General features: G+C 60.3%; 21 protein-coding genes. 7 read left to right on the forward strand and 14 right to left on the reverse strand.

Annotated elements, in window-relative coordinates:
- Nucleotides 1–4: 4 nt before the first annotated feature.
- From pcaD to pcaR, 10 genes are all read right to left on the reverse strand, one after another.
- Complete coding sequence (gene pcaD / locus JFT86_RS24290; protein WP_201238777.1) at nucleotides 5–796, reverse strand: 3-oxoadipate enol-lactonase; 792 nt, start codon at nucleotides 794–796, stop codon at nucleotides 5–7.
- Between the two features lie 11 nt (nucleotides 797–807).
- A complete protein-coding gene (locus JFT86_RS24295) occupies nucleotides 808–2,172 on the reverse strand; it encodes a 3-carboxy-cis,cis-muconate cycloisomerase (RefSeq protein WP_201238778.1) in 1,365 nt (454 codons plus the stop codon).
- Between the two features lie 46 nt (nucleotides 2,173–2,218).
- Entirely contained in the window at nucleotides 2,219–3,514 is a 1,296-nt protein-coding gene (locus JFT86_RS24300) for an MFS family transporter (protein WP_201238779.1), read from the reverse strand.
- 252 nt (nucleotides 3,515–3,766) lie between these two features.
- Nucleotides 3,767–4,333 (reverse strand): protocatechuate 3,4-dioxygenase subunit alpha, encoded by a 567-nt coding sequence (pcaG, locus tag JFT86_RS24305; protein ID WP_201238780.1) that lies wholly within the window; start codon nucleotides 4,331–4,333, stop codon nucleotides 3,767–3,769.
- Between the two features lies 1 nt (nucleotide 4,334).
- A complete protein-coding gene (gene pcaH, locus JFT86_RS24310; RefSeq protein WP_201238781.1) occupies nucleotides 4,335–5,039 on the reverse strand; it encodes a protocatechuate 3,4-dioxygenase subunit beta in 705 nt (234 codons plus the stop codon).
- 36 nt (nucleotides 5,040–5,075) lie between these two features.
- The gene (pcaF, locus tag JFT86_RS24315) at nucleotides 5,076–6,281 is read right to left on the reverse strand and encodes a 3-oxoadipyl-CoA thiolase (RefSeq protein WP_201238782.1); all 1,206 of its coding nucleotides are present in this window, start codon (nucleotides 6,279–6,281) and stop codon (nucleotides 5,076–5,078) included.
- A complete protein-coding gene (locus tag JFT86_RS24320) occupies nucleotides 6,278–7,057 on the reverse strand; it encodes a CoA-transferase subunit beta (protein ID WP_201238783.1) in 780 nt (259 codons plus the stop codon). Before JFT86_RS24320 ends, pcaF begins: the two co-directional genes overlap by 4 nt.
- Nucleotides 7,057–7,914, reverse strand: coding sequence for a CoA transferase subunit A (locus JFT86_RS24325; RefSeq protein WP_201238784.1), 858 nt, complete (start codon nucleotides 7,912–7,914; stop codon nucleotides 7,057–7,059). Before JFT86_RS24325 ends, JFT86_RS24320 begins: the two co-directional genes overlap by 1 nt.
- Before the next feature lie 275 nt (nucleotides 7,915–8,189).
- The gene (locus JFT86_RS24330; RefSeq protein ID WP_141129392.1) at nucleotides 8,190–9,536 is read right to left on the reverse strand and encodes an MFS transporter; all 1,347 of its coding nucleotides are present in this window, start codon (nucleotides 9,534–9,536) and stop codon (nucleotides 8,190–8,192) included.
- A gap of 294 nt (nucleotides 9,537–9,830) precedes the next feature.
- The gene (gene pcaR, locus JFT86_RS24335) at nucleotides 9,831–10,673 is read right to left on the reverse strand and encodes a pca regulon transcriptional regulator PcaR (protein WP_201238785.1); all 843 of its coding nucleotides are present in this window, start codon (nucleotides 10,671–10,673) and stop codon (nucleotides 9,831–9,833) included.
- Nucleotides 10,674–11,327: 654 nt separating this feature from the next.
- Here pcaR and JFT86_RS24340 point away from each other — a divergent pair.
- Both JFT86_RS24340 and JFT86_RS24345 read left to right on the forward strand, forming a co-directional pair.
- A complete protein-coding gene (locus JFT86_RS24340) occupies nucleotides 11,328–11,528 on the forward strand; it encodes a hypothetical protein (RefSeq protein ID WP_103307048.1) in 201 nt (66 codons plus the stop codon).
- Between the two features lie 374 nt (nucleotides 11,529–11,902).
- On the forward strand, nucleotides 11,903–13,378 hold the full coding sequence (locus JFT86_RS24345; protein WP_201238786.1) for an inorganic phosphate transporter: 1,476 nt from the start codon (nucleotides 11,903–11,905) through the stop codon (nucleotides 13,376–13,378).
- Nucleotides 13,379–15,095: 1,717 nt separating this feature from the next.
- On the opposite strand, the gene ccoM is transcribed toward JFT86_RS24345, so the two are convergent.
- Nucleotides 15,096–15,212 carry a cytochrome c oxidase subunit CcoM gene (gene ccoM, locus JFT86_RS29335; protein ID WP_007959205.1) on the reverse strand — a complete coding sequence of 39 codons (117 nt, stop codon included), beginning with the start codon at nucleotides 15,210–15,212 and terminating at the stop codon, nucleotides 15,096–15,098.
- A 144-nt stretch (nucleotides 15,213–15,356) separates the two neighbouring features.
- Complete coding sequence (locus tag JFT86_RS24350; protein ID WP_201238787.1) at nucleotides 15,357–15,518, reverse strand: hypothetical protein; 162 nt, start codon at nucleotides 15,516–15,518, stop codon at nucleotides 15,357–15,359.
- A gap of 183 nt (nucleotides 15,519–15,701) precedes the next feature.
- On the opposite strand from JFT86_RS24350, the gene JFT86_RS24355 reads away from it, so the two are divergent.
- From JFT86_RS24355 to JFT86_RS24365, 3 genes are all read left to right on the forward strand, one after another.
- Nucleotides 15,702–16,568 (forward strand): LysR substrate-binding domain-containing protein, encoded by an 867-nt coding sequence (locus JFT86_RS24355; protein ID WP_201234621.1) that lies wholly within the window; start codon nucleotides 15,702–15,704, stop codon nucleotides 16,566–16,568.
- 88 nt (nucleotides 16,569–16,656) lie between these two features.
- The gene (locus JFT86_RS24360; RefSeq protein ID WP_201234623.1) at nucleotides 16,657–17,127 is read left to right on the forward strand and encodes a RidA family protein; all 471 of its coding nucleotides are present in this window, start codon (nucleotides 16,657–16,659) and stop codon (nucleotides 17,125–17,127) included.
- A complete protein-coding gene (locus JFT86_RS24365) occupies nucleotides 17,124–18,335 on the forward strand; it encodes an aminotransferase class V-fold PLP-dependent enzyme (RefSeq protein WP_201238788.1) in 1,212 nt (403 codons plus the stop codon). Before JFT86_RS24360 ends, JFT86_RS24365 begins: the two co-directional genes overlap by 4 nt.
- On the opposite strand, the gene JFT86_RS24370 is transcribed toward JFT86_RS24365, so the two are convergent.
- Nucleotides 18,305–18,646: an aspartate-semialdehyde dehydrogenase gene (locus tag JFT86_RS24370; protein ID WP_103307214.1), complete on the reverse strand. Its 342-nt coding sequence runs from the start codon at nucleotides 18,644–18,646 to the stop codon at nucleotides 18,305–18,307. The genes JFT86_RS24365 and JFT86_RS24370 overlap by 31 nt on opposite strands.
- A 240-nt stretch (nucleotides 18,647–18,886) precedes the next feature.
- On the opposite strand from JFT86_RS24370, the gene rapA reads away from it, so the two are divergent.
- Nucleotides 18,887–21,733, forward strand: coding sequence for an RNA polymerase-associated protein RapA (rapA, locus tag JFT86_RS24375; protein WP_201238789.1), 2,847 nt, complete (start codon nucleotides 18,887–18,889; stop codon nucleotides 21,731–21,733).
- Nucleotides 21,734–21,911: 178 nt separating this feature from the next.
- Here the strand turns inward: rapA and JFT86_RS24380 are convergent, their stop codons facing one another.
- Nucleotides 21,912–23,261, reverse strand: a complete 1,350-nt coding sequence (locus JFT86_RS24380) for an MFS transporter (protein ID WP_201238790.1) — start codon at nucleotides 23,259–23,261, stop codon at nucleotides 21,912–21,914.
- 302 nt (nucleotides 23,262–23,563) lie between these two features.
- On the opposite strand from JFT86_RS24380, the gene JFT86_RS24385 reads away from it, so the two are divergent.
- Nucleotides 23,564–23,932, forward strand: a complete 369-nt coding sequence (locus JFT86_RS24385) for a YkgJ family cysteine cluster protein (RefSeq protein ID WP_201238791.1) — start codon at nucleotides 23,564–23,566, stop codon at nucleotides 23,930–23,932.
- Nucleotides 23,933–23,942 lie beyond the last annotated feature (10 nt).

Below are 23,942 nucleotides of genomic sequence, written 5' to 3' on the forward strand. Positions count from 1 at the left end.
CCCCTTATGAAGCGTTCAGAAACACCAACACGCGATCACTGAAATCCGCACCGGCCTGCACGTTGGAAAGATGCGCCGCATAGAACTCGGCGTATTCGGCGCCGCGTACATGCTCCTCAATGAAATGCCCGCCGGACGGCGGCGTGACCGCGTCTTCGCTGCCGGCGATGACCAACAGCGGCACATTGATCGAAGCCAGTTGATCACGGAAATCGGCATCGCGTACTGCCGCGCAATTGGCCGCATACCCCTCAGGCGAAGTGGCCGCGAGCATGTCGGTGATCTGCTTGGCCGCCGCCGGATGAGCCGCCGAAAAGTCCGGGGTAAACCAACGGGCAATCGACGCGTCACGCAAGGCAAACATTGCCGCCGGGCCGTCGCGCAGCACCGTTTCAATACGCGGATTCCACACCGATGGATCGCCGATTTTCGCCGCCGTGTTGCAGACGATCAGCTTGTGCAATCGCTGCCCGGCATTGATGCCCAGCCACTGCCCGATCAACCCGCCCATCGACAGACCGCAGAAATGCGCACGCTCGATGTGCAGCGCATCCAGCAAAGCCAGGACATCGTGACCGAGTTGCTCGATGCTGTACGGCCCCGGCGTTACCAGTGATTTGCCGTGCCCACGGGTGTCGAAACGCAACACACGAAAATGCTCGGTGAATGCCGGCATTTGCGCGTCCCACATATGCAGGTCGGTGCCCAGCGAGTTGGACAGTACCAGCACCGGCGCATCGGCCGGACCTTCAATGTTGTAATGCAGTTCGCCATCGGCGAGTTGAACGAAAGCCACAGCCCTCTCCTTCAGACAGACAATGCGTGATGTTCGGCCACCGCACGCTCGACCCAGACGTGCGCCTGACCGAGGTAATGGGCGGGGTTCAACAGATGATCGAGTTCGGCGCTGCTCAGTTCGGCGGTGACCGCCGGCTCGTCGCCGAGGACCGCACGCAAGTGGCGCTGTTCGGCCACCGCGCGTTTGCAACATTGTTCGAGCAGGTGATGCGCGGTGTCGCGGCCGACCCGTTGCGCAAGGACGATGCTCACCGCTTCGGCCAGCACCAGGCCTTGGGTCAGTTCGAGATTGCGCGCCATGCGTGTGGCGTCGACTTCAAGACCGTCAGCCAGCAGGCGCGCCTGTTGCAGCGCCCCCGAGACGAGGCAACAAATCTCCGGCAGGGTTTCCCATTCGGCATGCCACAGACCGAGGCTGCGTTCGTGCTCCTGCGGCATCGCACTGAACAGCGTCGACACCAGCCCCGGCACTCGCGTTGCCGCGCCGATCAGCACTGCCGCGCCGACCGGATTGCGTTTGTGCGGCATGGTCGAGGAACCACCCTTGCCCGGCGCCGACGGTTCAAAGACTTCCGCCGCCTCGGTCTGCATCAACAGGCTGATGTCACGACCAAATTTGCCGAGGCTACCGGCGATCAAGCCAAGCACTGCACCGAATTCAACGATGCGATCACGCTGGGTGTGCCACGGTTGCTCCGGCAAGTTCAGTTGCAGTTCCTGCGCCAAGGCTTCGGCAATCGGTAACGCTTGCTTGCCAAGCGCCGCGAGGGTCCCGGAGGCGCCGCCGAATTGCAGCACCAGCAGACGCGGCTTGAGTTCACGCAGACGCTGACGGCTACGAGTGACAGCGCCAAGCCATCCGGCGATTTTCATGCCGAGCGTCACCGGCGTCGCATGTTGTAGCCAGGTGCGCCCGGCCAGAGGCGTCGCGGCGTGACGTTGCGCCTGAGTAGCCAGGGACTCAGCCAGTAACGCCAGATCGTTTTCGATCAGTTGCAGCGCCTGACGCAATTGCAGAACCAACCCGGAATCCATCACGTCCTGACTGGTCGCGCCCAGATGCACAAAGCGCTCGGCCTCGGCGTCCGTGGCGGCGATCTGCTTGCCCAAGGCCTTGACCAAAGGAATCGCCGAATTGCCCGCCGTGGCAATTGCCTCGGCCAACGTGGCGAAGTCGTACAAACCGGCGCGGCAGGCATTTTCGATAGGCGCAACCGCGTTCGACGGAATCACCCCGACCCGCGCCTCGGCCCGGGCCAGTGCCGCTTCGAAGTCGAGCATCGCCTGCACGCGGCCCTGATCGCAGAACACGTCGCGCATATCGCGGGCAGTGAAGTAGGCATCGAACAATTGATTGCCCGGTCGCTGAGTCATAAACAGTCCTTGCCGGCGCGGGCCATGACGGCCCGCGCGCATCGGTTTAGAGATCGTGGTGCAAATACGCTGCCTGTTTCGGCAAGCGCAAACTGAACAGGAACGCGACGGCCATCATCACCGTGACGTACCAGTAGAAGGCGTTTTCCATGCCCCCGGCTTTCAGGCTCAGGGCCACATATTCTGCCGAACCGCCAAAGATTGCGTTGGCCACCGCATAGGCCAGACCGACGCCGAGGGCACGGACTTCCGGCGGGAACATTTCGGCTTTCACCAGGCCACTGATCGAGGTGTAGAAACTGACGATGGCCAGCGCCACGGTGATCAGCACAAAGGCCAGGATCGGACTGCTGATGCTTTTCAGGCTCAACAGAATTGGCACGGTGAACAGCGTGCCGAGCGCGCCGAACCAGAGCATCGAATTACGTCGGCCGATCTTGTCGGCGAGCATGCCGAACAGCGGTTGCATGCACATATAAAGGAAGAGCGCGCCGGTCATGATGTAGCTGGCGGTCTTGGCGTGCATACCGGCGGTGTTCACCAGGTACTTCTGCATGTAAGTGGTGAAGGTATAGAAAATCAGCGAACCGCCGGCGGTGTAACCGAGCACGGTGATGAACGCGGCTTTGTGATCGCGGAACAACGCACGAATGCTGCCGGCGTCTTTGTTCTCGCGCATTTCCTTGCTGGCCGTTTCTTTCAGCGAGCGACGCAGGAACAGCGAAATCACCGCCGCCACCGCACCGACCACAAACGGAATCCGCCAGCCGTAGGCGCGCAGTTCATCTTCGCTGAGGAACTGTTGCAGGATCACCACCAGCAACACCGCCAGCAGTTGCCCGCCGATCAACGTCACGTACTGGAACGAGGCGAAAAATCCGCGCTGGCCCTTGAGCGCGATTTCACTCATGTAAGTCGCAGTGGTGCCGTATTCACCACCAACCGACAGACCTTGCAGCAGTCGCGCAAACAGCAGCAACAGGGGCGCCCAGACACCGATGGTGTTGTAGGTCGGCAAGCAGGCAATGAGCAACGAGCCGAAGCACATCATCAATACCGAAATCATCATCGAGGTCTTGCGGCCCTTCTTGTCCGCCAGACGCCCGAAGATCCAGCCACCAATCGGCCGCATCAGGAAGCCGGCGGCGAATACGCCTGCGGTATTGACCAGTTGCACCGTCGGGTTATCGGAAGGGAAAAACGCCGGGGCGAAATAGATCGCGCAAAAGGCGTAGACGTAGAAGTCGAACCATTCGACGAGGTTGCCGGACGAGGCGCCGACAATGGCGAAGATGCGCTTGCTGCGCTCTTCACCGGTGTAATGGGAGGTGGTGGTTGTCATTGTTTTTCACTCGATAGGGACAGTGAGAGTCTAGACATACTTTGCAACAGTCCCGTTCCACATTGGATCATCACCCAAGTCTTGACCAGCCTTTGTGGCGAGGGGATTTATCCCCGATGGGCAGCGAAGCGGCCCCAAACCATTCAGCGCGTTATTTCAGGTAAACCGCGTGTATCTGATTTGCGTGTGCTTCGCACTCGAACGGGGATAAATCCCCTCGCCACAGTTGATCGCTGACCACCGATGGAGTGTTCAATAATCGAAGAACACCGTCTCGGCATCAGTACCCTGCAGAATCACATTCCACTGATAAACACCCGCCGCATCCTTTTTCGCCAGCAACGTACTGCGGCGCTCGGCCGGCACACATTCCAGCAACGGATCATCAACGTTCGCCGGCTCCCCCTCAAAGTAAATCCGCGTCAGCAAATGCTTCACCAATCCACGCGCAAACACCAACACCACCAGATGCGGCGCTTGGGTCGAGCCCTTCAGGCCTTCGACCGTGCCCGGTTTGATCGTGGTGAAACGGAAGCGCCCTTCAGCGTCCACCGGCACCCGCCCGAACCCTCCGAAGTGCGGGTCCAGCGCTTTGTCCTGCTCATCTTCCGGGTGGTCGTACTTGCCGGCGGCGTTGGCTTGCCAGACTTCCAGCATGGCGTCGTTGACGACGTCGCCGTTGCCATCCACTACTTGCCCGGTGATCGCCACGCGCTCGCCGAGGGTTTGCTCGACGGTGAGGTTTTCGCGGTTCAGCCAGGTCAGGCCGATGTGGTAATACGGCCCGACGGTGTGGGACGTGGTCGCAGTCAGCGTCATCTTATTTCTCCATCGGCGTGGCTTCACGGCCGCGCAGCACGATGTCCCAGCGATAGCCGAGGGCGTAGGACGGAATGGTTTTTTCCAGATCGAAGCTGGCGATCAGGCGTTCCTTGGCCGAGGTGTCCGGCACGCAGTTGTAGATCGGGTCGTAGGCCAGCAGCGGATCGCCGGGGAAATACATCTGCGTGACCAGGCGCGTGAGGATGCTCGGCCCGAACAGCGAAAAGTGAATGTGCGCCGGGCGCCACGCGTTGTGGTGGTTGCCCCACGGATAGGCGCCGGGCTTGATGGTCTGGAACTGATACCAGCCATCGGCGTCGGTCACGGTGCGGCCGGTGCCGGTGAAGTTCGGGTCCAGCGGCGCGTCGTGCAGATCGCGCGGATGGTTGTAACGACCGGCGGCGTTGGCCTGCCAGATCTCCACCAGAATCCCCGGCACCGGCAGACCGTTTTCGTCGAGCACACGGCCGTGGATGATGATCCGCTCGCCCTGTGGTTCGCCGTCATGCTGGGCGGTCAGGTCGTTGTCCTTTTCGGCCACGCGTTCGGCACCGATGGTCGGACCAGTGATTTCCGACAGCGAGTGCGGCAGAAACACCAACGGCTTCGATGGCGAGCGCAGATTGGTGGATTGATACGTCGGGTGCAGGTACTCGGGCTGGGTGCCTTCCTGCGGGCGACGGTAACCAGGCTTGTCAGTCATTTCGCTTTCCTCTGTTCTTATTCGTACCGCTGTGCGTCAGACGCGTTCGATGGCCAGGGCCAGACCCTGCCCCACACCGACGCACATGGTTGCCAGACCTTTCTTGCCGCCGGTCTTTTCCAACTGATGCAGCGCGGTCAGCACCAGACGCGCACCGCTCATGCCCAACGGATGACCCAAGGCAATCGCCCCGCCGTTCGGGTTGACCTGAGCAGCGTCGTCCGCCAGGCCCAGCTCGCGCAGGACTGCCAAACCCTGGCTGGCGAACGCTTCGTTGAGTTCGATCACATCAAAATCGCTGACCGCTACACCGAGGCGCTCAGTCAGTTTGCGCACCGCTGGCACCGGGCCGATGCCCATCACCCTTGGCGCAACACCGGCGCTGGCCATGCCGAGCACTTTGGCGCGGGCAGTCAAACCATGTTTCTTCAGCGCTTCGGCGGACGCGAGAATCAACGCGGCGGCGCCGTCATTGACACCGGAGGCATTGCCGGCGGTGACGGTTTTGTCCGGGCCGTTGACCGGTTTCAATTTGCTCAGTGCTTCAATCGTGGTGTCGGCGCGCGGGTGTTCGTCCTGGCTGACCACGGTTTCGCCCTTCTTGTGGGCAATCCGGACTTCGACGATTTCTTCAGCGAAAAATCCTGCAGCCTGCGCGGCCGCCGTACGTTGCTGACTACGCAGAGCGAAAGCGTCCTGATCAGCGCGCGAGACTTTATAGTCATCGGCAACGTTGTCGGCGGTCTGCGGCATCGCGTCGACGCCGTATTGCGCCTTCATCAACGGATTGATGAAACGCCAGCCGATGGTGGTGTCTTCCAGTTTCATGTTGCGCGAGAACGCCGCATCAGCCTTGCCCATCACGAACGGTGCGCGGGACATCGATTCGACGCCGCCGGCAATCGCCAGCTCCATCTCGCCGCTGGCAATCGCCCGGAATGCCGTGCCGATCGCGTCCATGCCCGAGGCGCAGAGGCGATTGAGCGTCACGCCCGGCACGGTCTCCGGAAGGCCGGCCAGCAGCAGCGCCATACGCGCGACGTTGCGGTTGTCTTCGCCGGCCTGGTTGGCGCAGCCGAGGAATACTTCGTCGATGGCGCTCCAGTCCACCGATGGATTGCGTTCCATCAGGGCCTTGATCGGCACCGCCGCCAAGTCGTCGGCGCGAACGGCAGACAGACCGCCGCCGAAACGGCCGATGGGGGTACGGATCGCGTCGCAGATATAAACGTCACGCATCATGCTTCTCCCGGTGCCTGACCATGGGCCGCAGCGGTGCGCGCTTCGAGATCGCGCAGTGCAGTCAACTCGACTTCCGTCGGTTCAGCGGTGGTGGCTACGTCATCGGCAAAACGGATCGCCCAACCGGTGGCGGCGACCACTTGCTCGCGGGTCACACCCGGATGCAGTGCGGTGACCACGAATTCGTGGCTGCCCTCTTCCGGCTCCATGATGCACAGGTCGGTGATGATGCCGACGGGGCCGGCGCCCGGCAGCCCCAGACGTTTGCGCGAATCGCCGCCCTCGCCGTGACCGACCGAGGTGATGAAATCCAGTTTGTCGACAAACGAGCGCGCCGACTGTTTAAGGATGATCAACACGCTTTTCGCCGAGCCGGCAATTTCCGGCGCGCCACCGGCACCCGGCAGACGCACTTTCGGCGAGAAGTAATCGCCGACCACGGTGGTGTTGATGTTGCCGAAGCGGTCGACCTGCGCCGCGCCAAGAAAACCGACGTCGATGCGTCCGCCCTGCAGCCAATAGCGAAAGATCTCACCGGTCGGGACGACGGTATCGGCGGTTTCCGCCAGTTCGCCGTCACCGATGGACAGCGGCAGCACACTCGGTTTGGCGCCAATCGGGCCCGATTCGTAGATCAGCACCACGTCCGGCGACGAGGTCAGGCGTGCGAGGTTGGCGGCTTTCGATGGCAGGCCGATGCCGACGAAACATACCGAGCCGTTCTTCAGACGACGGGCTGCGGCGACAGTCATCATTTCATTGGTGGTGTACGTCATTACTTGGCCTCCGAAGCAGCGGCCAATTTGGCCTGGAACTCGCTGAAGTCAGCGCAGCCATGGATGTATTCGTTGATCCACGCGGTAAACGTCTCACGGTCACGGGCGATCGGATCCCACGCCTGATAGAAACGATTGTCGCGTTCGGTGTAACCGTGGGCGTAGGACGGATGTGCGCCACCCGGCACATGGCAAACCGCGCTCAAGGCCCAGGTCGGCAGCACGCAGGCGTTCATCGGCGCCTTGAGGTCATCGACGATTTCTTCGACGGTGACGATGCAGCGCTTGGCCGCCAGTGCCGCTTCTTTCTGCACACCGAGAATGCCCCACAACAGCACGTTGCCTTGGCGGTCGGCTTTCTGTGCGTGGATCACGGTTACGTCCGGACGCACCGACGGCACCGCCGCCAACACTTCACCGGTGAACGGGCAGGTAACCGACTTGATCAGCGGATTGACCTTCGGCAGGTCGGAGCCGGCGTAGGCGCGCAGCACCGCGAACGGCAGGCCGGAAGCGCCGGCGACGTAGGCATTGGCCAGATCGGCGTGGGAGTGTTCTTCGATTTCCAGCGGCTGCGGCCATTGTTTCTCGACCGCGTCACGCAGACGGTGCAGCGATCCCACCCCCGGATTGCCACCCCAGGAGAAAATCAGCTTGCGAGCACAACCGGCGCCGATCAGTTGGTCGTAGATCAGGTCAGGCGTCATGCGCACCAGGGTCAGATCTTTCTTGCCCTGACGAATGATTTCGTGACCCGCCGCCGTAGGGATCAGGTGCGTGAAGCCTTCGAGCGCAACGGTGTCGCCGTCGTTGACGAATTGCTTCACCGCGTCGTGCAGCGAAAGGATCTCAGCCATGGAGCGGGCTCCCGTTTTTTGTAATGAATCGCCAGTGATAAAAAGGCGCGAGGTTCAGCGCCGGAGTCACTGCAGATTAAGCCTGGGAAATTCGCCAAACAATCCGATAATCGACTGAGTGTTCGTTTATCGAACAGATTGTTATCAACCTAACAATGATCGTTCCCACGCTCCGCGTGGGAACGCAGCCCAGGACGCTCCGCGTCCAAAAGCAGACGCAGAGCGTCTATTGAGGCGTTCCCACGCAGAGCGTAGGAACGATCATGCGCTGAAATTCAGGTCGCATCCGCATGACTGACCATGCCTTTGATCACCACCGCAGTGGTGGCCAACGCCGCCGGAATCACCAACGCCGTCAACACCTGCTCGAAATTCCAGCCCAGGCCCAACAACGTAGCGCCCATCCATGCCCCGAGAATCGCACCGAAGCGGCCAATCCCGAGCATCCACGACACCCCGGTCGCCCGCCCCTGAGTCGGATAAAACCGCGCCGCCAGCGACGGCATTGCCGATTGCGCACCGTTGACGCACATCCCGGCTACCAACACCAAGGTTGCCAGCAGCGTGATATTGCCCAGGCTCTGCCCCACGGCGTAGGCAAACACCCCCGCCAGCAGGTAGAAAATGCCGATAACCTTGTGCGGATTGAAGCGGTCCATCGCCCATCCCACAGCGACCGCGCTCAATACCCCGCCAAACTGGAACAACGCACCGATGAACGCCGCTTGCTCCATGCTCGCGCCGCTGTCACGCATCAGCGTCGGCAGCCAACTGGTCAGCAGATAAACAATCACCAGGCCCATGAAATAGGTCAGCCAAAGCAACAAGGTGCCGGTGCTGTAAGTGCCCGAGAAGATCACCGCGAACACGTTGCGCGCCTTGACGGTTTTCTGTTCCGGCACGCTGAAACTGGAAGCTTGAGCGACGGTGACCGGGTCAATCGGCGCAAGGGTCTTACGCACTTTGTCGGTGCCACGGTTACGTACGACCAGGTAACGCGCCGATTCCGGCAGCCAGAACAGCAGCACCACAGCGAGGATCAGCGGCAGAATTCCGCCGATCAGCAACAAACTGTGCCAGCCGAACGCCGGAATCAGCTTCGCCGAAATAAAACCGCCACCGGCCATGCCGAGGTTGAAGCCGCAGAACATGCTGGTCACCAGCAGCGACTTCTTGCGCTCCGGGGTGTATTCCGACAGCAACGTCGTCGCATTCGGCATCCCCGCGCCCAGACCCAGGCCAGTCAGGAAACGCAGCACCAGCAATTGCTCGACATTGGTGCTGTACGCCGAGGCCAGGCTGAAAGCGCCGAACAGCACCACCGCCCCCACCAAAACGACTTTGCGCCCGAAACGGTCAGCCAAAGGCCCGGAACCGAGCGCGCCGAACACCATGCCGATCAGTGCAGCACTCATCACCGGACCAAGGCTGGCGCGGTCGATGCCCCAGTCCTGCGACAGCGCCGGGGCAATGAAACCCATCGCGGCAGTGTCGAGGCCATCGAGAAAGACAATCAGGAAACACAGGATCACCACCCGCCACTGATAGCGCGAGATGGGTTGGGCGTTGATGAAGGTCTGTACGTCGAGGCACTGACCTACAGCGGACTGAGGCTGGTTCATTATTTTTATTCCACGCAAAAAACGCAGTCGAACGGCGGCCGGCCAAAAAGCGGCACGGGCACAAGAATAGAAGGTCTGGATCAGGCGTTGCGGTGAACCCGGCAACAGGGGACGGGGCTGAGACAGTCGGGGAGCATGCGCATGGTGAGTTGCCTCTTGTCATTATTATGGGAGTCGACCATCCGGCGGGCTCATTCACATCAGCGCCGGATGACGCTGCCGCGACATTAATGATCCGAGGGTTTTAGCGTCAATTCGATAAACGCAACACTGTGCGTTTATCGAACAGCTTCATCAGGCGAACAGCTGCGCACTGAGGTCGCGGCTGGCGCTGAGCAGGCCCGGCAGGAAGCGTTGCTCAAGCTCGGTACGACTGACGCGACCGGCGTGGGTACTGACGTTGAGCGCGGCGACCACTTGCCCGGAAGCATCGTAGACCGGTACGGCAATCGAACGCAGGCCTTGCTCCAGCTCCTGATCGACGATGCACCAGCCTTGTTGCCGCACTTCTTGCAGGCATTCGAGCAACGCCGCGGGCGTGTGAATCGTGCGGCTGGTCTTGGCGACCAGTTCGGCGTGGTCGAGGTACTCGCCCAACGACGTGTCGTCCAGCGCCGCCAGCAGAATCCGCCCCATCGACGTGCAATAGGCCGGCAGACGCCCGCCGACCGACAGATCCACCGAAATCAGACGCTGAGTAGTCGCGGAGCGGGCGATGTAAAGAATGTCATCGCCCTCGAGCGTGGCCATGTTGCAGGCTTCGTGCAGTTGTTCGCTCATACGGTCGAGGTACGGCTGCGCGGAGACGGCCAACGGCGTCGAGGATAAATAGGCGTGGCCGAGGGTCAGCACTTTCGGCAGCAAAGAGTAAGTGCGACCGTCAGTGGTGGCGTAGCCGAGCTTGATCAACGTGTGCAGGCAACGGCGCACGGCGGCGCGGGGGATTTCCGTGCGATGGCTGATCTGGGCGATGGTCAGATGACGCTTGCGCTCCTGAAAGGCCTGCACCACCGCCAGGCCACGGGCCAATGAGGTCATGAAGTCCGGATCACCGGTCAGCGCCTGAATGCGTTTGGCCGGCGAGGCAACAATCGGCGGCGCCACTGAGGTAAAGGAGTTGCGCATTTGATCGTTCATTTCTTGTCCTTGGTTCCGGCACGGATCAATGGCTATACAAGCGACTCCCGTGGAGATGCACAAGGGCGGAGACGCCAAGATTGGGCGATTATCGAACCGTCGACCGATTATCGCAATGGCTCCAGGCTCGCTGCTCAGGCGCCTTATTACCGAGGATTGAACTTCGATGCAGCATTGACGCTGCGCTTAGTTGTTCGACTAAATGGCGCCAGAAACTGATCACCTGACAAACAAGGCAACACCCCGCCGACAACTTCTGTTAAAAGTTGTGAGTCACAAAACAATCACACATCCGGAACCGTTTTTAACTTGGCAGAGATAGTCAATTTCGAATCGACCGCTATAATGCAAGTCAGTGGCTTGTCGTTTGTTCTTTGATAACGACGCCACCCGCTGACGCGATGTCCATCGCGGTCAGCCCGGCCAGCGCCTGACGCTCATACTCATGCACCGCCAGCACGCTTGCTGATTACTGGAAACTGATGCTGCGTCAGTTTTAATCTGGTGACGTAGCCGCCTGCAACATGGAAGTCTTGATCGCTCTGCCGATACCACCAATGCCCACTCTGGCATTGAGCCCTCGGCGGGTTCGTTCAATCGATTTGTTGCCGTGCGATTCGCCAGACATTTAACTCAACTCAAACAGGTAGCACTGTGACGAAAGACGAACTGCGCGCGGAACTTGAGCGCCAGGAACAACGTTACAAGGATGTTTACGGCGGGGAAGTGACCACCTACGCCGCTCAACCCGAACCAGAACGCAAGGCATGGCGTAAACGGCCGACCGTTCAGGATCAGGTTTTCCAGCAAGAACTGAAAAAGATGGAAGAAGAACTCAAAACCGAAGAGCCATAAGTCACGGTTTTTTGCTTCTTTGAAGGTTTGCGTCAGCACCGGCTACAAGCGCGGTGTAACGACGAAGCCTTGCGCGCCCGCTACCCGCGGGCAGCGGCTATTTCCCCGTCCTACAGGCTGAAAGGACGCTTCAGACAGGTTTCATAGATATTTCAGACAAGCGTTTGAGCCCTTCGCGCACCGGCAAAACTCATGAGCTGAAAGGCCTTTTTTCAAGTAATTCAATGACTTGAAAAACCTTGCGCGACGCTTGGTTTTAATGCGCTGCAACAAATTAAATCGAAGAAGAATGTTACCGATGAGCAGGTAGGGCATCGATTTCGAGACTTTTCTGGCATAATCGCGCCCCCTTACGACCGGGTCAGAAAACCTTCATGATCGATTTATTCAGCGGACTGGATGCTTGGGTGCTTGTGAGCCTCTTGCTCGCCCTGACGTTTGTCCTCGCCTTCGAGTTCATCAATGGATTTCATGACACCGCTAACGCGGTAGCCACTGTTATCTACACCAAAGCCATGCCGCCTCACCTGGCGGTGTTCTTTTCCGGTGTGTTCAATTTCCTCGGCGTGCTGCTGGGCGGCGTTGGCGTGGCGTATGCCATTGTTCACTTGCTGCCGGTGGAGCTGCTGATCAATGTGAACACCGGCCATGGCCTGGCGATGGTGTTTTCGTTGCTTGCCGCGGCAATCACCTGGAACCTTGGCACCTGGTACTTCGGTATCCCGGCGTCGAGCTCGCACACCTTGATCGGTTCGATCCTTGGTGTCGGCCTGGCCAATGCCCTGATCAACGATATTCCGTTGGCCGACGGCGTGAACTGGCAGAAGGCAATCGACATCGGCGCCTCGCTGGTGTTCTCGCCAATGGCTGGCTTCCTGATCGCGGCACTGGTGCTGATCGGCCTGAAATGGTGGCGCCCGCTGTCGAAGATGCACAAGACGCCGGAACAGCGCCGCAAGCTTGACGACAAGAAGCACCCACCGTTCTGGAACCGTCTGGTTCTGGTGATCTCGGCCATGGCCGTGAGCTTCGTGCACGGTTCCAACGATGGCCAGAAAGGCATCGGCCTGATCATGCTGGTGTTGATCGGTATCGTTCCTGCGCAGTTCGTACTCGACTTGAACAGCACGACTTACCAGATCGAACGCACCCGCGACGCGACGTTGCACTTGAGCCAGTTCTACCAGCGTAACGCCGACTCCCTCGGTGAGTTCCTGGCCCTGGGCAAAAGCGTAGAAGGCGATCTGCCGGAGAAATTCCGCTGCAACCCGCAGCAGACCGAACCGACCATCAATGCCCTGCTCCACACCCTCAAAGGTGTTGCGGACTACCATTCGCTGTCGTCGGAAAGCCGCGTAGAAGTTCGTCGCTATCTGCTGTGCCTGGACGACACCGCGAAGAAAGTCAGCAAGCTGCCAGTCCTGGAAGCCCGTGAAAAGGCTGACCTGGACAAACTGCGAAAAGACCTGACCACCACCACTGAATATGCGCCGTTCTGGGTGATTCTGGCGGTTGCGCTGGCCTTGGGCCTGGGCACCATGGTGGGTTGGAAACGCGTGGTACTGACCATCGGCGAGAAGATCGGCAAGCAAGGCATGACCTATTCTCAGGGCATGTCGGCGCAGATCACTACTGCCAGTTTGATTGGCCTGGCCAACATCTTTAGCCTGCCGGTGTCTACCACTCACGTTCTGTCCTCGGGCGTGGCTGGCACCATGGTCGCGAACAAGAGCGGCCTGCAAGGTGGCACGGTTCGTACCATTCTGTTGGCGTGGGTGTTGACCCTGCCGGCGACCGTGGGATTGTCGGCCGGGTTGTTCTGGTTGGCGTCGAAGGCGCTGGGTAGCTGATAGTTAGCGGTCAATGAAAAAGGCGCGATTCGAGAGGATCGCGCCTTTTTTTGTGTTTGGGGTTCTTGGGTTTTGGGGGTATATCCGTTGCTGCGGTTATGGCTGCTTAGGGTTTCGCTCTTACAGCGAGTCACCTTTTCCAGACGCCGAAAAGGTAACCCAAAAGGCTTGGCCCCGGCGTACGGCACTTCGCTGAGGCTCAGTGTTCCCTCGCTACGGTGTCCATCCGGGGGCATCGCCTACGGTTGGCTGCGCTGCACCTCCTCTCGATGTGTTTGGCTCCGCCAAACGGCGCTACGCGCCTAACCCCCGGATGCACACCTCCGCTCGGCCTGCCGAAGGGGCTGAAGGGCAAAAGCCAAAGCAGATCAAAAGATCGCAGCCTGACTTTTCCCCTGTAGGAGCTGCCGAAGGCTGCGATCTTTTGATTTTGTTGTTTCGGGGGTTGGGGTTGGGATTGGGGTTGGGGGCATATCCGTTGCTGCGGGTGATGTTTCTGGCGGTTTCGCTCTTACAGCGAGTCACCTTTTCCAGACGCCGAAAAGGTAACCCAAAAGGCTTGGCCCCGGCGTACGGCACTTCGCTGAGGCTCAGTGTTCCCTCGCTACGGTGTCCATCCGGGGGCATCGCCTACGGTTGGCTGCGCTGCACCTCCTCTCGATGTGTTTGGCTTCGCCAAACGGCGCTGCGCGCCTAACCCCCGGATGAACACCTCCGCTCGGCCTGCCGAGGGGGCTGAAGATCAAGAGCCAAAACAGATCAAAAGAACGCAGCCTGATTTATCCCCTGTAGGAGCTGCCGAAGGCTGCGATCTTTTGATTTTGTTGTTTTTTTTTGGGGGGTGGGATTGAGGTTTAGGGGCATATCCGTTGCTGCGGTTATGGCTGCTTAGGGTTTCGCTCTTACAGCGAGTCACCTTTTCCAGACGCCGAAAAGGTAACCCAAAAGGCTTGGCCCCGGCGTACGGCACTTCGCTTGGGCTCAGTGTTCCCTCGCTACGGTGTCCATCCGGGGGCATCGCCTACGGTTGGCTGCGCTGCACCTCCTCTCGATGTGTTTGGCTTCGCCAAACGGCGCTGCGCGCCTAACCCCCGGATGAACACCTACGCTCGGCCTGCCGAAGGGGCTGGAGAGCAACAGCAAAGCTAAAGCCAAAACAGATCAAAAGATCGCAGCCTTCGGCAGCTCCTACACGGAATGAGTACCACCGCCAGAGCTTGGTCGGCTGTAAGGCCGCCATCGCTGGCAAGCCAGCTCCCACAAAAAACCAGTACACCCCAAACGCGGCGCATGCCGCCCCACTCAACACAATGAGCGTTAGCTCGAGTACCGCTCTTGATCTCGGAGCCCGTCGGCAGGCTGAGTGGAGGGATTGATCCGGGGGTGGGAGCGCAGCGACCGTTTGGCGAAGCCAAATGCATCGAGAGGAGGTGCAGCGCAGCAAACCGTAGGCGATGCGCCCGGATCAATCCCGGAGCGAAGGAACCCGAGCCTAAGCGAGGGCCGAACGTCAGGGTAAAGCCCTTTTGGTTACTTTTGGGGCGTCTGCCAAAAGTGACCCGCCGTAAGGGCGGAACCCCAAGCAGCCATCACCCAAAAAACGGATATACATCAAAAACAACCAACAACATGGTCGGCCCACAGGCCGCCAAGGCAAAAAAAAGGGCAACCGAAGTTGCCCAAAATGCCTTGCGTGCTCATCAAACCTGAAAGGGAATCAAGGCTTCTTGCGCTTGTTCGCATCCTTCCAGATAAAAAATCCAAACCCTGCAAAAAACAGAACCATGAGGCCGACGGTCAGCACTCCGGCAAACACCACGTTATCGAAAAACATGACTGGCCTCCTGGCCCTGCTCTGCTGCGATGGAGCTAAGTTACCAAACACACAGGCGCACAAATTGACCGGGATCAATACCAGCAAAGAAGGGAGACAAAGGCGGGAAAATAACTGACCTGCATCAACAGATGCAGGGGGAGATCAACGCTTTTTCGGTTTGTTTTTCGACTTTTTCTTGGCTTTTCCCAGCGGCATCGCCTGCTCGAAGGCATTGCGCACTTCGTTCAGACGCTTCTCTTTGATGTCGTGTATGCGCTTGGCGCGCTCCGCATTGAGGTCAATCAGTGTGTCGTCTTGGCTCATGGCAACAGGCATCGCTTGAAATAATCACAACTGCCGTTTCGCCGGCAGGACTGCGCCAATAATGCAGCCTGACGCGAGCGCTGAACAGCCATCGACACAACGCACCTTCAACAATTGATGTACCCGCGGCCGGATTTCCACGCACAATCGGCGCCTGGAACCAGGCCCCATAGGATGTTTGACGTGCCGCTACATCAGGATCTGCCGCCGCTGATGGCCCTGCGCGCCTTTGAGGCCGTGGCCCGCCACTTGAGCTTTATCAAGGCTGCCGATGAGTTGTCGGTGACGCAAAGTGCGATCAGCCACCAAGTGCAAAAGCTTGAAGAATTCCTCAACCTGCGCCTGTTTGTCCGGCGCACACGGGCCATCGACCTGACGCCCGCCGGCGCGTCGTATTACCGGCAGATCGAACCCGCCCTCGCCGCCATCGCCCAAGCCACCCGGCAGCTGCGCGGCGAACAACCGGCCATTCTGCGCATCGGTCTGCTCGCCTCCTTCGCCACGTTATGGCTGGCCCCGCGACTGGCGGATTTCAACGCAAAACATCCGCACATTCATGTCGAACTGCTGCCCGCCGTGCAATTGGCGGATGTCGGCGGTGGCGAAGTCGATTTGGCTATCCGCTATGGCAAGGGCGGCTGGCCGAAAGTCCGCACCCGACGCTTCATGAGCGAAACCCTGACCCCGGTGTGCAGTCCCGCCGCCAAGGCGAAAGGTGTCAATAATGGGCCGCTGCTGATGGCCAAGTCGCACCAGCCGTTCGAATGGATCGACTGGCAGCAACACAGCGGCATCGATCTGGCTCATGTGCCCAGCGTCATGCTGCACGACTACAACATCGTGGTCGAATCCGCCGTCGCCGGCCAAGGCATAGCGATGGGTCGCCAGCGCCTGATCGAACGCCGGCTCAAGGAAGGTGCGTTGGTTCCTGCCTTCGACACGCCGCCCATGCACAGTGAAATTGGATACTGGTTGGTCACGCCCGAACGTCCTCCAAGCCTGGCAGTGCAGAGTTTCAGCCAGTGGCTGGAAGAGATCGCCGACGCATGAGTTATTTGGATACGTCGGATTAAATCTATCCGTTTGTCCACCCCGCTACTCGGCAACATGCTGAAGTCCTTATTCCGGAGGACTTGCCATGACCGACTCACTCACGCACCGCATCCAGCAACTCGGCCTGCAACTGCCCGCGCCGAGCCAGCCTATCGCCAACTACATCAGTCACGTCGTCAGCCAGAACCAGCTATTCATTTCCGGGCAGATTCCACTGTTGGACGGCAAACCCGCATTCATCGGCCGACTCGGCGAAACAATCTCCGAAGAGGAAGGGGTCAACGCCGCCGAACTCGCTGGGTTGGGCCTGCTCGCACAGCTGAGTGATGCTTTGGGTGACGATCTGAGCAAACTGGCGCGGATCATTCGTCTCGGTGTTTTTGTTGCCGCCACGCCTGACTTCCAGCGTCAGGGCGCAGTCGCCAATGGCGCATCGAATCTGCTGGTCAATGCCCTGGGCGAAAAGGGTCGCCATGTGCGCACGGCGGTCGGTGTTTCCAGCCTGCCAAGTGGCGTGGCAGTGGAAATCGACGCAATCTTTGAGCTCCAGCCGTGAATGTCGAGGACATCGCGTTTCTGCGATCAAGAACCCCAGGTTGCAATAACGTCATCCACTTCAACCACGCCGGTGCCTCACTTCCGAGCCAAGCCACCCTCGATGCCGTGATCGCACAGCTGCAACGCGAAGCGCTTGGCGGGCCCATGGAAGTGGCCGACGGTGAGGTGCAGGAAAGGGCTCGAACCGCCGCCGCGGCGCTGCTCAATGCGCAACCCGAAGACATTGCGTTTGCCAGCAGCGGCTCGGCCGCCTGGAGTCAGGCGTTCAACGCGCTGGAACCATGGCAGCCGGGCGAGCGGATTCTGGTGGGCCGTCATGAATGGGCCGGCAATCTGGCCTGCATGGCTGAGGCGGTAAAGGCCGGCGCGCGGCTGGAGGTGATTCCCTGCGACGCCAAGGGCGCCGTCGATCCACAGGCACTGGCGCAGATGATTGATCGCAATGTGCGCCTGATCGCCCTGACCTGGCTGCCCGCCAACGGTGGCCTGATCAACCCGGCGGCGCAGATCGGTGCGGTCGCCCAGCGTCACGGTATTCCTTACTTCATCGACGCCGGCCAAGCGTTGGGGCAGTTGCCCTGTGATGTTCAGGCCCTGCAATGCGACGTGCTCAAGGGCGCCGGGCGCAAGTTTCTGCGGGGCCCGCGCGGCACTGCGCTGCTGTATATCCGCGCGCAATTCCTGCAACGCTTGCTGCCGGCGCAACGCGATGTACTGTCGGCGCCGTGGGACGGCCAGCGCTTCAACTTGCGCAATGACGCCAGGCGTTTCGAGACCAGTGAAGTGTCGCTGGCCTTGCTGGCCGGATTGGCGAATGCGTTGGAGGAACACAATCGAATCGGTGCGATATCGATCCGGCGGCGCATCGAGCAATCAAGCCGCTTGCTGCGTGAACGCTTGCAGACGATTCCCGGCCTGACCCTGTGCAATCTCGGCGCGGCGCAGCTGCAATCCGGGCTGATCGCCTTCACGCTCAAAGGTTGGGACTGTGTTGCGCTCAAACAGACACTGGCCGCACGCCGCATCAACATCGGCGCCAATGGCGTCGCCTACACGCCGCTGGACATGAAAGCACGCGGGCTGGACAGCATTGCGCGGGTGTCGGTGAGTTATCTGAATACGGAAGAGGAAATCGAAGTGTTGCTGGCAAATCTGGCTGAACTGGCCGCTCAGCCTCAGATTTCGATGTCGACCCACAGGCCCTGACGCGGCTGATCTTCCATCAACGGCACCACCGGCACGGTGTTGTCGGCATTCAGTTCATGGCCCGGTACGGCGAGGTGTTCTTCGGGGTCTTCATCGGCTTCGCGACGACGGCGATCGCGTTCCTGCTGACGGCGCTGTTCCTCGCGCGCCATCAGTCTGTCCTCTTCAGGATCGCGTTTTTGCAGATCGATCGTGCTTTCGTTGGAGCTTTCCTGCACCGGCACCACCGGAGGAATGTCCGGCCGCTGGCGGATCGGATCCTGCTGGGAAGTGATCGGCACAGCGCTCAGGGGGAGCATCGGTGGCAACATATAAAGGGTCTCCTGTCAGCAGGCTATCGGCTGCGGCGAAGGTGCCTTGAGCCACTGGTCGCAAACTTGTGACCGGGTTGGCACTCACGGGTGCCGCAAATCGTTTGAAAACTGACGGATGACTGCTTCTGTCTGTACTTGCAGCTTGTGGCTAAATGCTTGCCACTGCGCCTAATCCTTTGGCCTCAGGGTCGCATTCCGTTAAGATAGCCCGCTTTTTCAAGGTGGGAGTCAGGCAGCATGGCGCAGCAGTATCAACCGGGGCAACGCTGGATCAGTGACAGCGAAGCAGAGCTTGGTTTAGGCACCGTTCTGGCACAGGACGGCCGCTTGTTGACCGTGCTTTACCCGGCCACTGGCGAAACCCGCCAGTACGCGCTACGGAATGCGCCCCTCACTCGCGTGCGGTTCTCGCCGGGTGACAGCATTACCCACTTCGAAGGCTGGAAGATGACCGTCCAGCAAGTTGACGATGTCGATGGCCTGATGGTTTATCACGGCCTCAACGCGCAGAACGAAGCCGTCACCCTGCCGGAAACCCAGCTGTCGAACTTCATTCAGTTCCGTCTGGCCAGCGACCGTCTGTTCGCCGGGCAGATCGACCCGCTGGCGTGGTTCTCGCTGCGCTACAACACCCTCGAACACACCAGCCGTCAGTTGCAGTCCTCGCTTTGGGGCCTGGGCGGCGTGCGTGCGCAGCCGATCGCGCACCAGCTGCACATTGCCCGTGAAGTCGCTGACCGTATCGCGCCGCGCGTATTGCTGGCAGACGAAGTGGGTCTGGGTAAAACCATCGAAGCCGGTCTGGTGATCCATCGCCAACTGCTCTCGGGCCGCGCCAATCGCGTACTGATCCTCGTGCCGGAAAACCTTCAGCACCAGTGGCTGGTGGAGATGCGCCGCCGCTTCAACCTGCAGGTCGCGCTGTTCGACGAAGAACGCTTCATCGAAAGCGATGCCAGCAACCCGTTCGAAGACACCCAACTGGCGCTGGTAGCGCTGGAATGGCTGGTCGACGATGAAAAGGCGCAGGACGCACTGTTCGCCGCCGGTTGGGATCTGTTGGTGGTCGACGAAGCCCACCACCTGGTCTGGCACGAAGACAAGGCCAGCCCGGAATACACCCTGGTCGAGCAACTGGCTGAAACCATCCCGGGCGTGCTGCTGCTCACCGCCACGCCGGAACAACTCGGTCAGGACAGCCACTTCGCCCGTTTGCGCCTGCTCGATCCAAACCGTTTCCATGACCTGGCCGCCTTCCGCGCCGAGAGCGACAACTATCGCCCGGTGGCCGAAGCCGTTCAGGAACTGCTGGAAAAAGGGCGCCTGTCGCCTGAAGCGCACAAGACCATCCATGGTTTCCTCGGCAACGAAGGCGAAGCCCTGCTGACCGCGGTCAATGATGGCGACAGCGAAGCCAGCGCCCGCCTCGTGCGTGAACTGCTCGACCGTCACGGCACTGGCCGCGTGCTTTTCCGTAACACCCGCGCTGCCGTGCAGGGTTTCCCGGAACGCAAACTGCACCCGTATCCGCTGCCGTGCCCGGACGAATACCTGGAACTGCCGCTGGGCGAACACGCCGAGCTGTACCCGGAAGTCAGCTTCCAGGCGCAGCCGGACGCCAGCGAAGAAGAACGCTGGTGGAAATTCGACCCACGCGTCGAGTGGCTGATCGATCAGCTGAAAATGCTCAAGCGCACCAAAGTGCTGGTGATCTGCGCCCACGCCGAAACCGCGATGGATCTGGAAGACGCGCTGCGCGTGCGTTCCGGCATCCCGGCCACGGTGTTCCATGAAGGCATGAACATCCTTGAGCGTGACCGCGCTGCCGCCTACTTCGCCGACGAAGAGTTTGGCGCGCAAGTGCTGATCTGCTCGGAAATCGGCAGTGAAGGTCGCAACTTCCAGTTCGCTCATCACCTGGTGCTGTTCGATCTGCCGTCGCACCCGGACCTGCTGGAGCAGCGTATCGGTCGTCTCGACCGGATCGGCCAGAAACACATCATCGAACTGCACGTGCCGTACCTGGAAACCAGCCCGCAAGAGCGTCTGTTCCAGTGGTACAACGAAGCGCTGAACGCATTCCTCAACACCTGCCCGACCGGCAACGCCTTGCAGCATCAGTTCGGCCCGCGCCTGCTGCCGCTGCTGGAAGAAGCCGACGACAGCGAGTGGCAAGCATTGATCGACGAAGCGCGCACTGAACGCGAACGTCTTGAAGAAGAGCTGCACACCGGTCGCGACCGTCTGCTGGAACTCAACTCCGGCGGTTCGGGCGAAGGCGATCAGTTGGTCGAGGACATCCTTGAGCAGGACGATCAATTCGCCCTGCCGATCTACATGGAAACCCTGTTCGACGCGTTCGGCATCGACAGCGAAGACCATTCGGAAAACGCCCTGATCCTCAAGCCGAGCGAGAAGATGCTCGACGCCAGCTTCCCGCTGGGCGACGACGAAGGCGTGACCATTACTTACGACCGCAACCAGGCGCTGTCACGCGAAGACATGCAGTTCATCACCTGGGAACACCCGATGGTGCAGGGCGGCATGGATCTGGTGCTGTCCGGTTCGATGGGCAACACCGCCGTCGCGCTGATCAAGAACAAGGCGCTGAAACCGGGCACCGTGTTGCTGGAACTGCTCTATGTCAGCGAAGTGGTTGCGCCGCGTTCGCTACAACTGGGTCGTTACCTGCCGCCGGCCGCCCTGCGCTGCCTGCTTGATGCCAACGGTAACGATCTGTCGGCCCGCGTATCGTTCGAAACCCTCAACGATCAACTGGAAAGCGTGCCGCGTGCCAGCGCCAACAAGTTCATCCAGGCCCAGCGCGATCAGCTGACGCCACGGATCAACGCCGGCGAAGACAAGATCACCCCGCGTCACGCCGAGCGTGTGGCCGAGGCACGCCGTCGTCTGGCGGCCGACACCGACGAAGAACTGTCGCGCCTGACCGCGTTGCAAGCGGTCAACCCGACCGTGCGTGACAGCGAACTGGTAGCGTTGCGTGAACAGCGTGAGCAGGGGCTGGCAATGCTCGACAAGGCTGCTTTGCGTCTGGAAGCGATTCGGGTATTGGTGGCAGGCTAAACCGCCCTGCTCCACCGCTGAAAACAAAAAGGCCCGCAGCGATGCGGGCCTTTTTGTTTCCGCAGATCGTTCCCACGCTCCGCGTGGGAATGCCTCAAGGGACGCTCCGCGTTCCAGCTTCGGAATGGGACGCAGAGCGTCCCGGGCTGCATTCCCACGCAGAGCGTGGGAACGATCATCATGCCGTCGCCGCCGCACCCTCTGGCTCAACAACAGCCACCAGCCCCTCCTTCATCCGCTGCGCATCCCGTACAAAACACCGCGCCGCCAGAAACAGAAACACCATCGTCAGGAACAGCGCCACCGGAATCAGATACATAGCGTCGTGCAGCCCAACTGCCTTGAACGCTTCAGTCATCTGCTCCGCCCCCGCGGCAATCATCGCCGACTTGGCAAAGTGATCCGACAAGCCACCCACCACCACCGGCCCCAGACCACCGCCCAGCAGATACAACCCGGCAAAGAACAACGCCATCGCCGTCGCCCGCAGGCGGGGTTCGACCACATCCTGAATCGCCGTGTACACGCAGGTGTAGAAGTTATAGGCAAACAGCCAGCCGACGCTGAACAGCGCGACAAACACGCCGATCTCGATACGCCCGGCATGCAGCGCCCACGCCGTGCACAGGGTCGAGATGATCAGGCTGAACGCGGCGAACAACAGCCGTCCATTGGCCACGCGCTGGTGAATCTTGTCAGCGATCCAGCCACCGAGGGTCAGGCCGATCAGCCCGGTCACGCCGACAATCAGCCCGGTCGCCACCGCCGCTTCCTGCAACGGCATGAGGAAATAGCGTTGCAGCATCGGCACCAGGAACGAGTTGCAGGCATAGGTGGCGAAGTTGAAGCACAACCCGGCCATCACCAGCCACAGGAAGGTCGGTACCGCGAGGATCCGGCGGATAGGTTTGTCGACTTTCTCCTGCGAGACCTGCACGGTTTCCGCCGCGCCGCGCTTTGGCTCCTTGATGAAAAACATGAAGATCGCGAGGATCAGCCCCGGTACGGCGGCGATGAAGAACGGCGCGCGCCAGCTGTCGAATGCCTTGACCATCCAGCCGATCGTGAAGAACGCCAGCAGCAGACCCAGCGGCAGACCGAGCATGAAAATGCCCATGGCCCGCGCCCGACGGTGGGCCGGAAACAGATCACCGATCAGCGAGTTGGCGGCCGGTGCGTAACTGGCCTCGCCGATACCGATGCCCATGCGCACAATCAAAAAGCTCCAGAAGCTGCCAACCAGACCATTGACCGCGGTCAGCGCACTCCACGTCGCCAGGCCCCAGCCCATCAGTTTGCTGCGTGAGCCGGTGTCGGCCATGCGCCCGAGCGGCAGCCCGGCAATCGCATAAACAATGGTGAACGCAGTACCGACGATCCCCAACTGAAAGTCGCTGAGGTGCCATTCCATGCGGATCGGTTCGATAATGATCGCCGGAATGGTGCGGTCGAAGAAATTGAACAGGTTGGCGAGGAACAGCAGGAACAGAATGCGCCAGGCATTCGCCGCTTGGGTCGAGTTCTGCATGGGTCCGTCTCTTTATTGTTATTAGGGCTTCACTGCCGACGCATCCGAGCCCGGAACCTGCAATCTAGTCAGGCTGGCAGAGGCTGTCTGTGATCATTCGTCTGCCTGATATCGGGCCATGTCACTGTAACGAAACGTAAGCCCTTGATAACGCTGAAGTCCCCCGAAAACCGGGGCTTTCGCGGTAAAACCTTGCCACAAAAAAATAGTTTCGCGCCCCCCTTCCCAAGTTCGTGGCGAAGCCTAGAATGGCGACCGGATCCGTCCGGATCTCCCGATCAATCCCTTTGATACCCGCCCACATGTCCGAAGTCAGTCCGTGTCTGAATTGCGGTGCCTGCTGCTCCCATTTTCGCGTGTCTTTTTTCTGGGGTGAGTGCGCCTCATCCGGGGGCACCGTGCCCGATGAACTGGTCACGCAGATCAGCCCCAGCCGGGTGGCGATGAACGGCACCGACTGCAAATCGCCGCGCTGCACGGCATTGGTCGGTGAAGTGGGCAGCAACGTGCAGTGCTCGATTTATGAGCAGCGCTCCAGCCCCTGCCGTGAATTCGAATCGTCGTGGGAAAACGGCGAACAGAACGTCGACTGCGACAAGGCCCGCGCGCGCTTCGGTCTGCCGCCCCTGCAACCCGACTGGGTCGAGATCCCTTTCGACCAGAGCGCCTGACCCTTAGCGC

This window comes from Pseudomonas sp. TH06, assembly GCF_016651305.1.
GTDB lineage: Bacteria > Pseudomonadota > Gammaproteobacteria > Pseudomonadales > Pseudomonadaceae > Aquipseudomonas.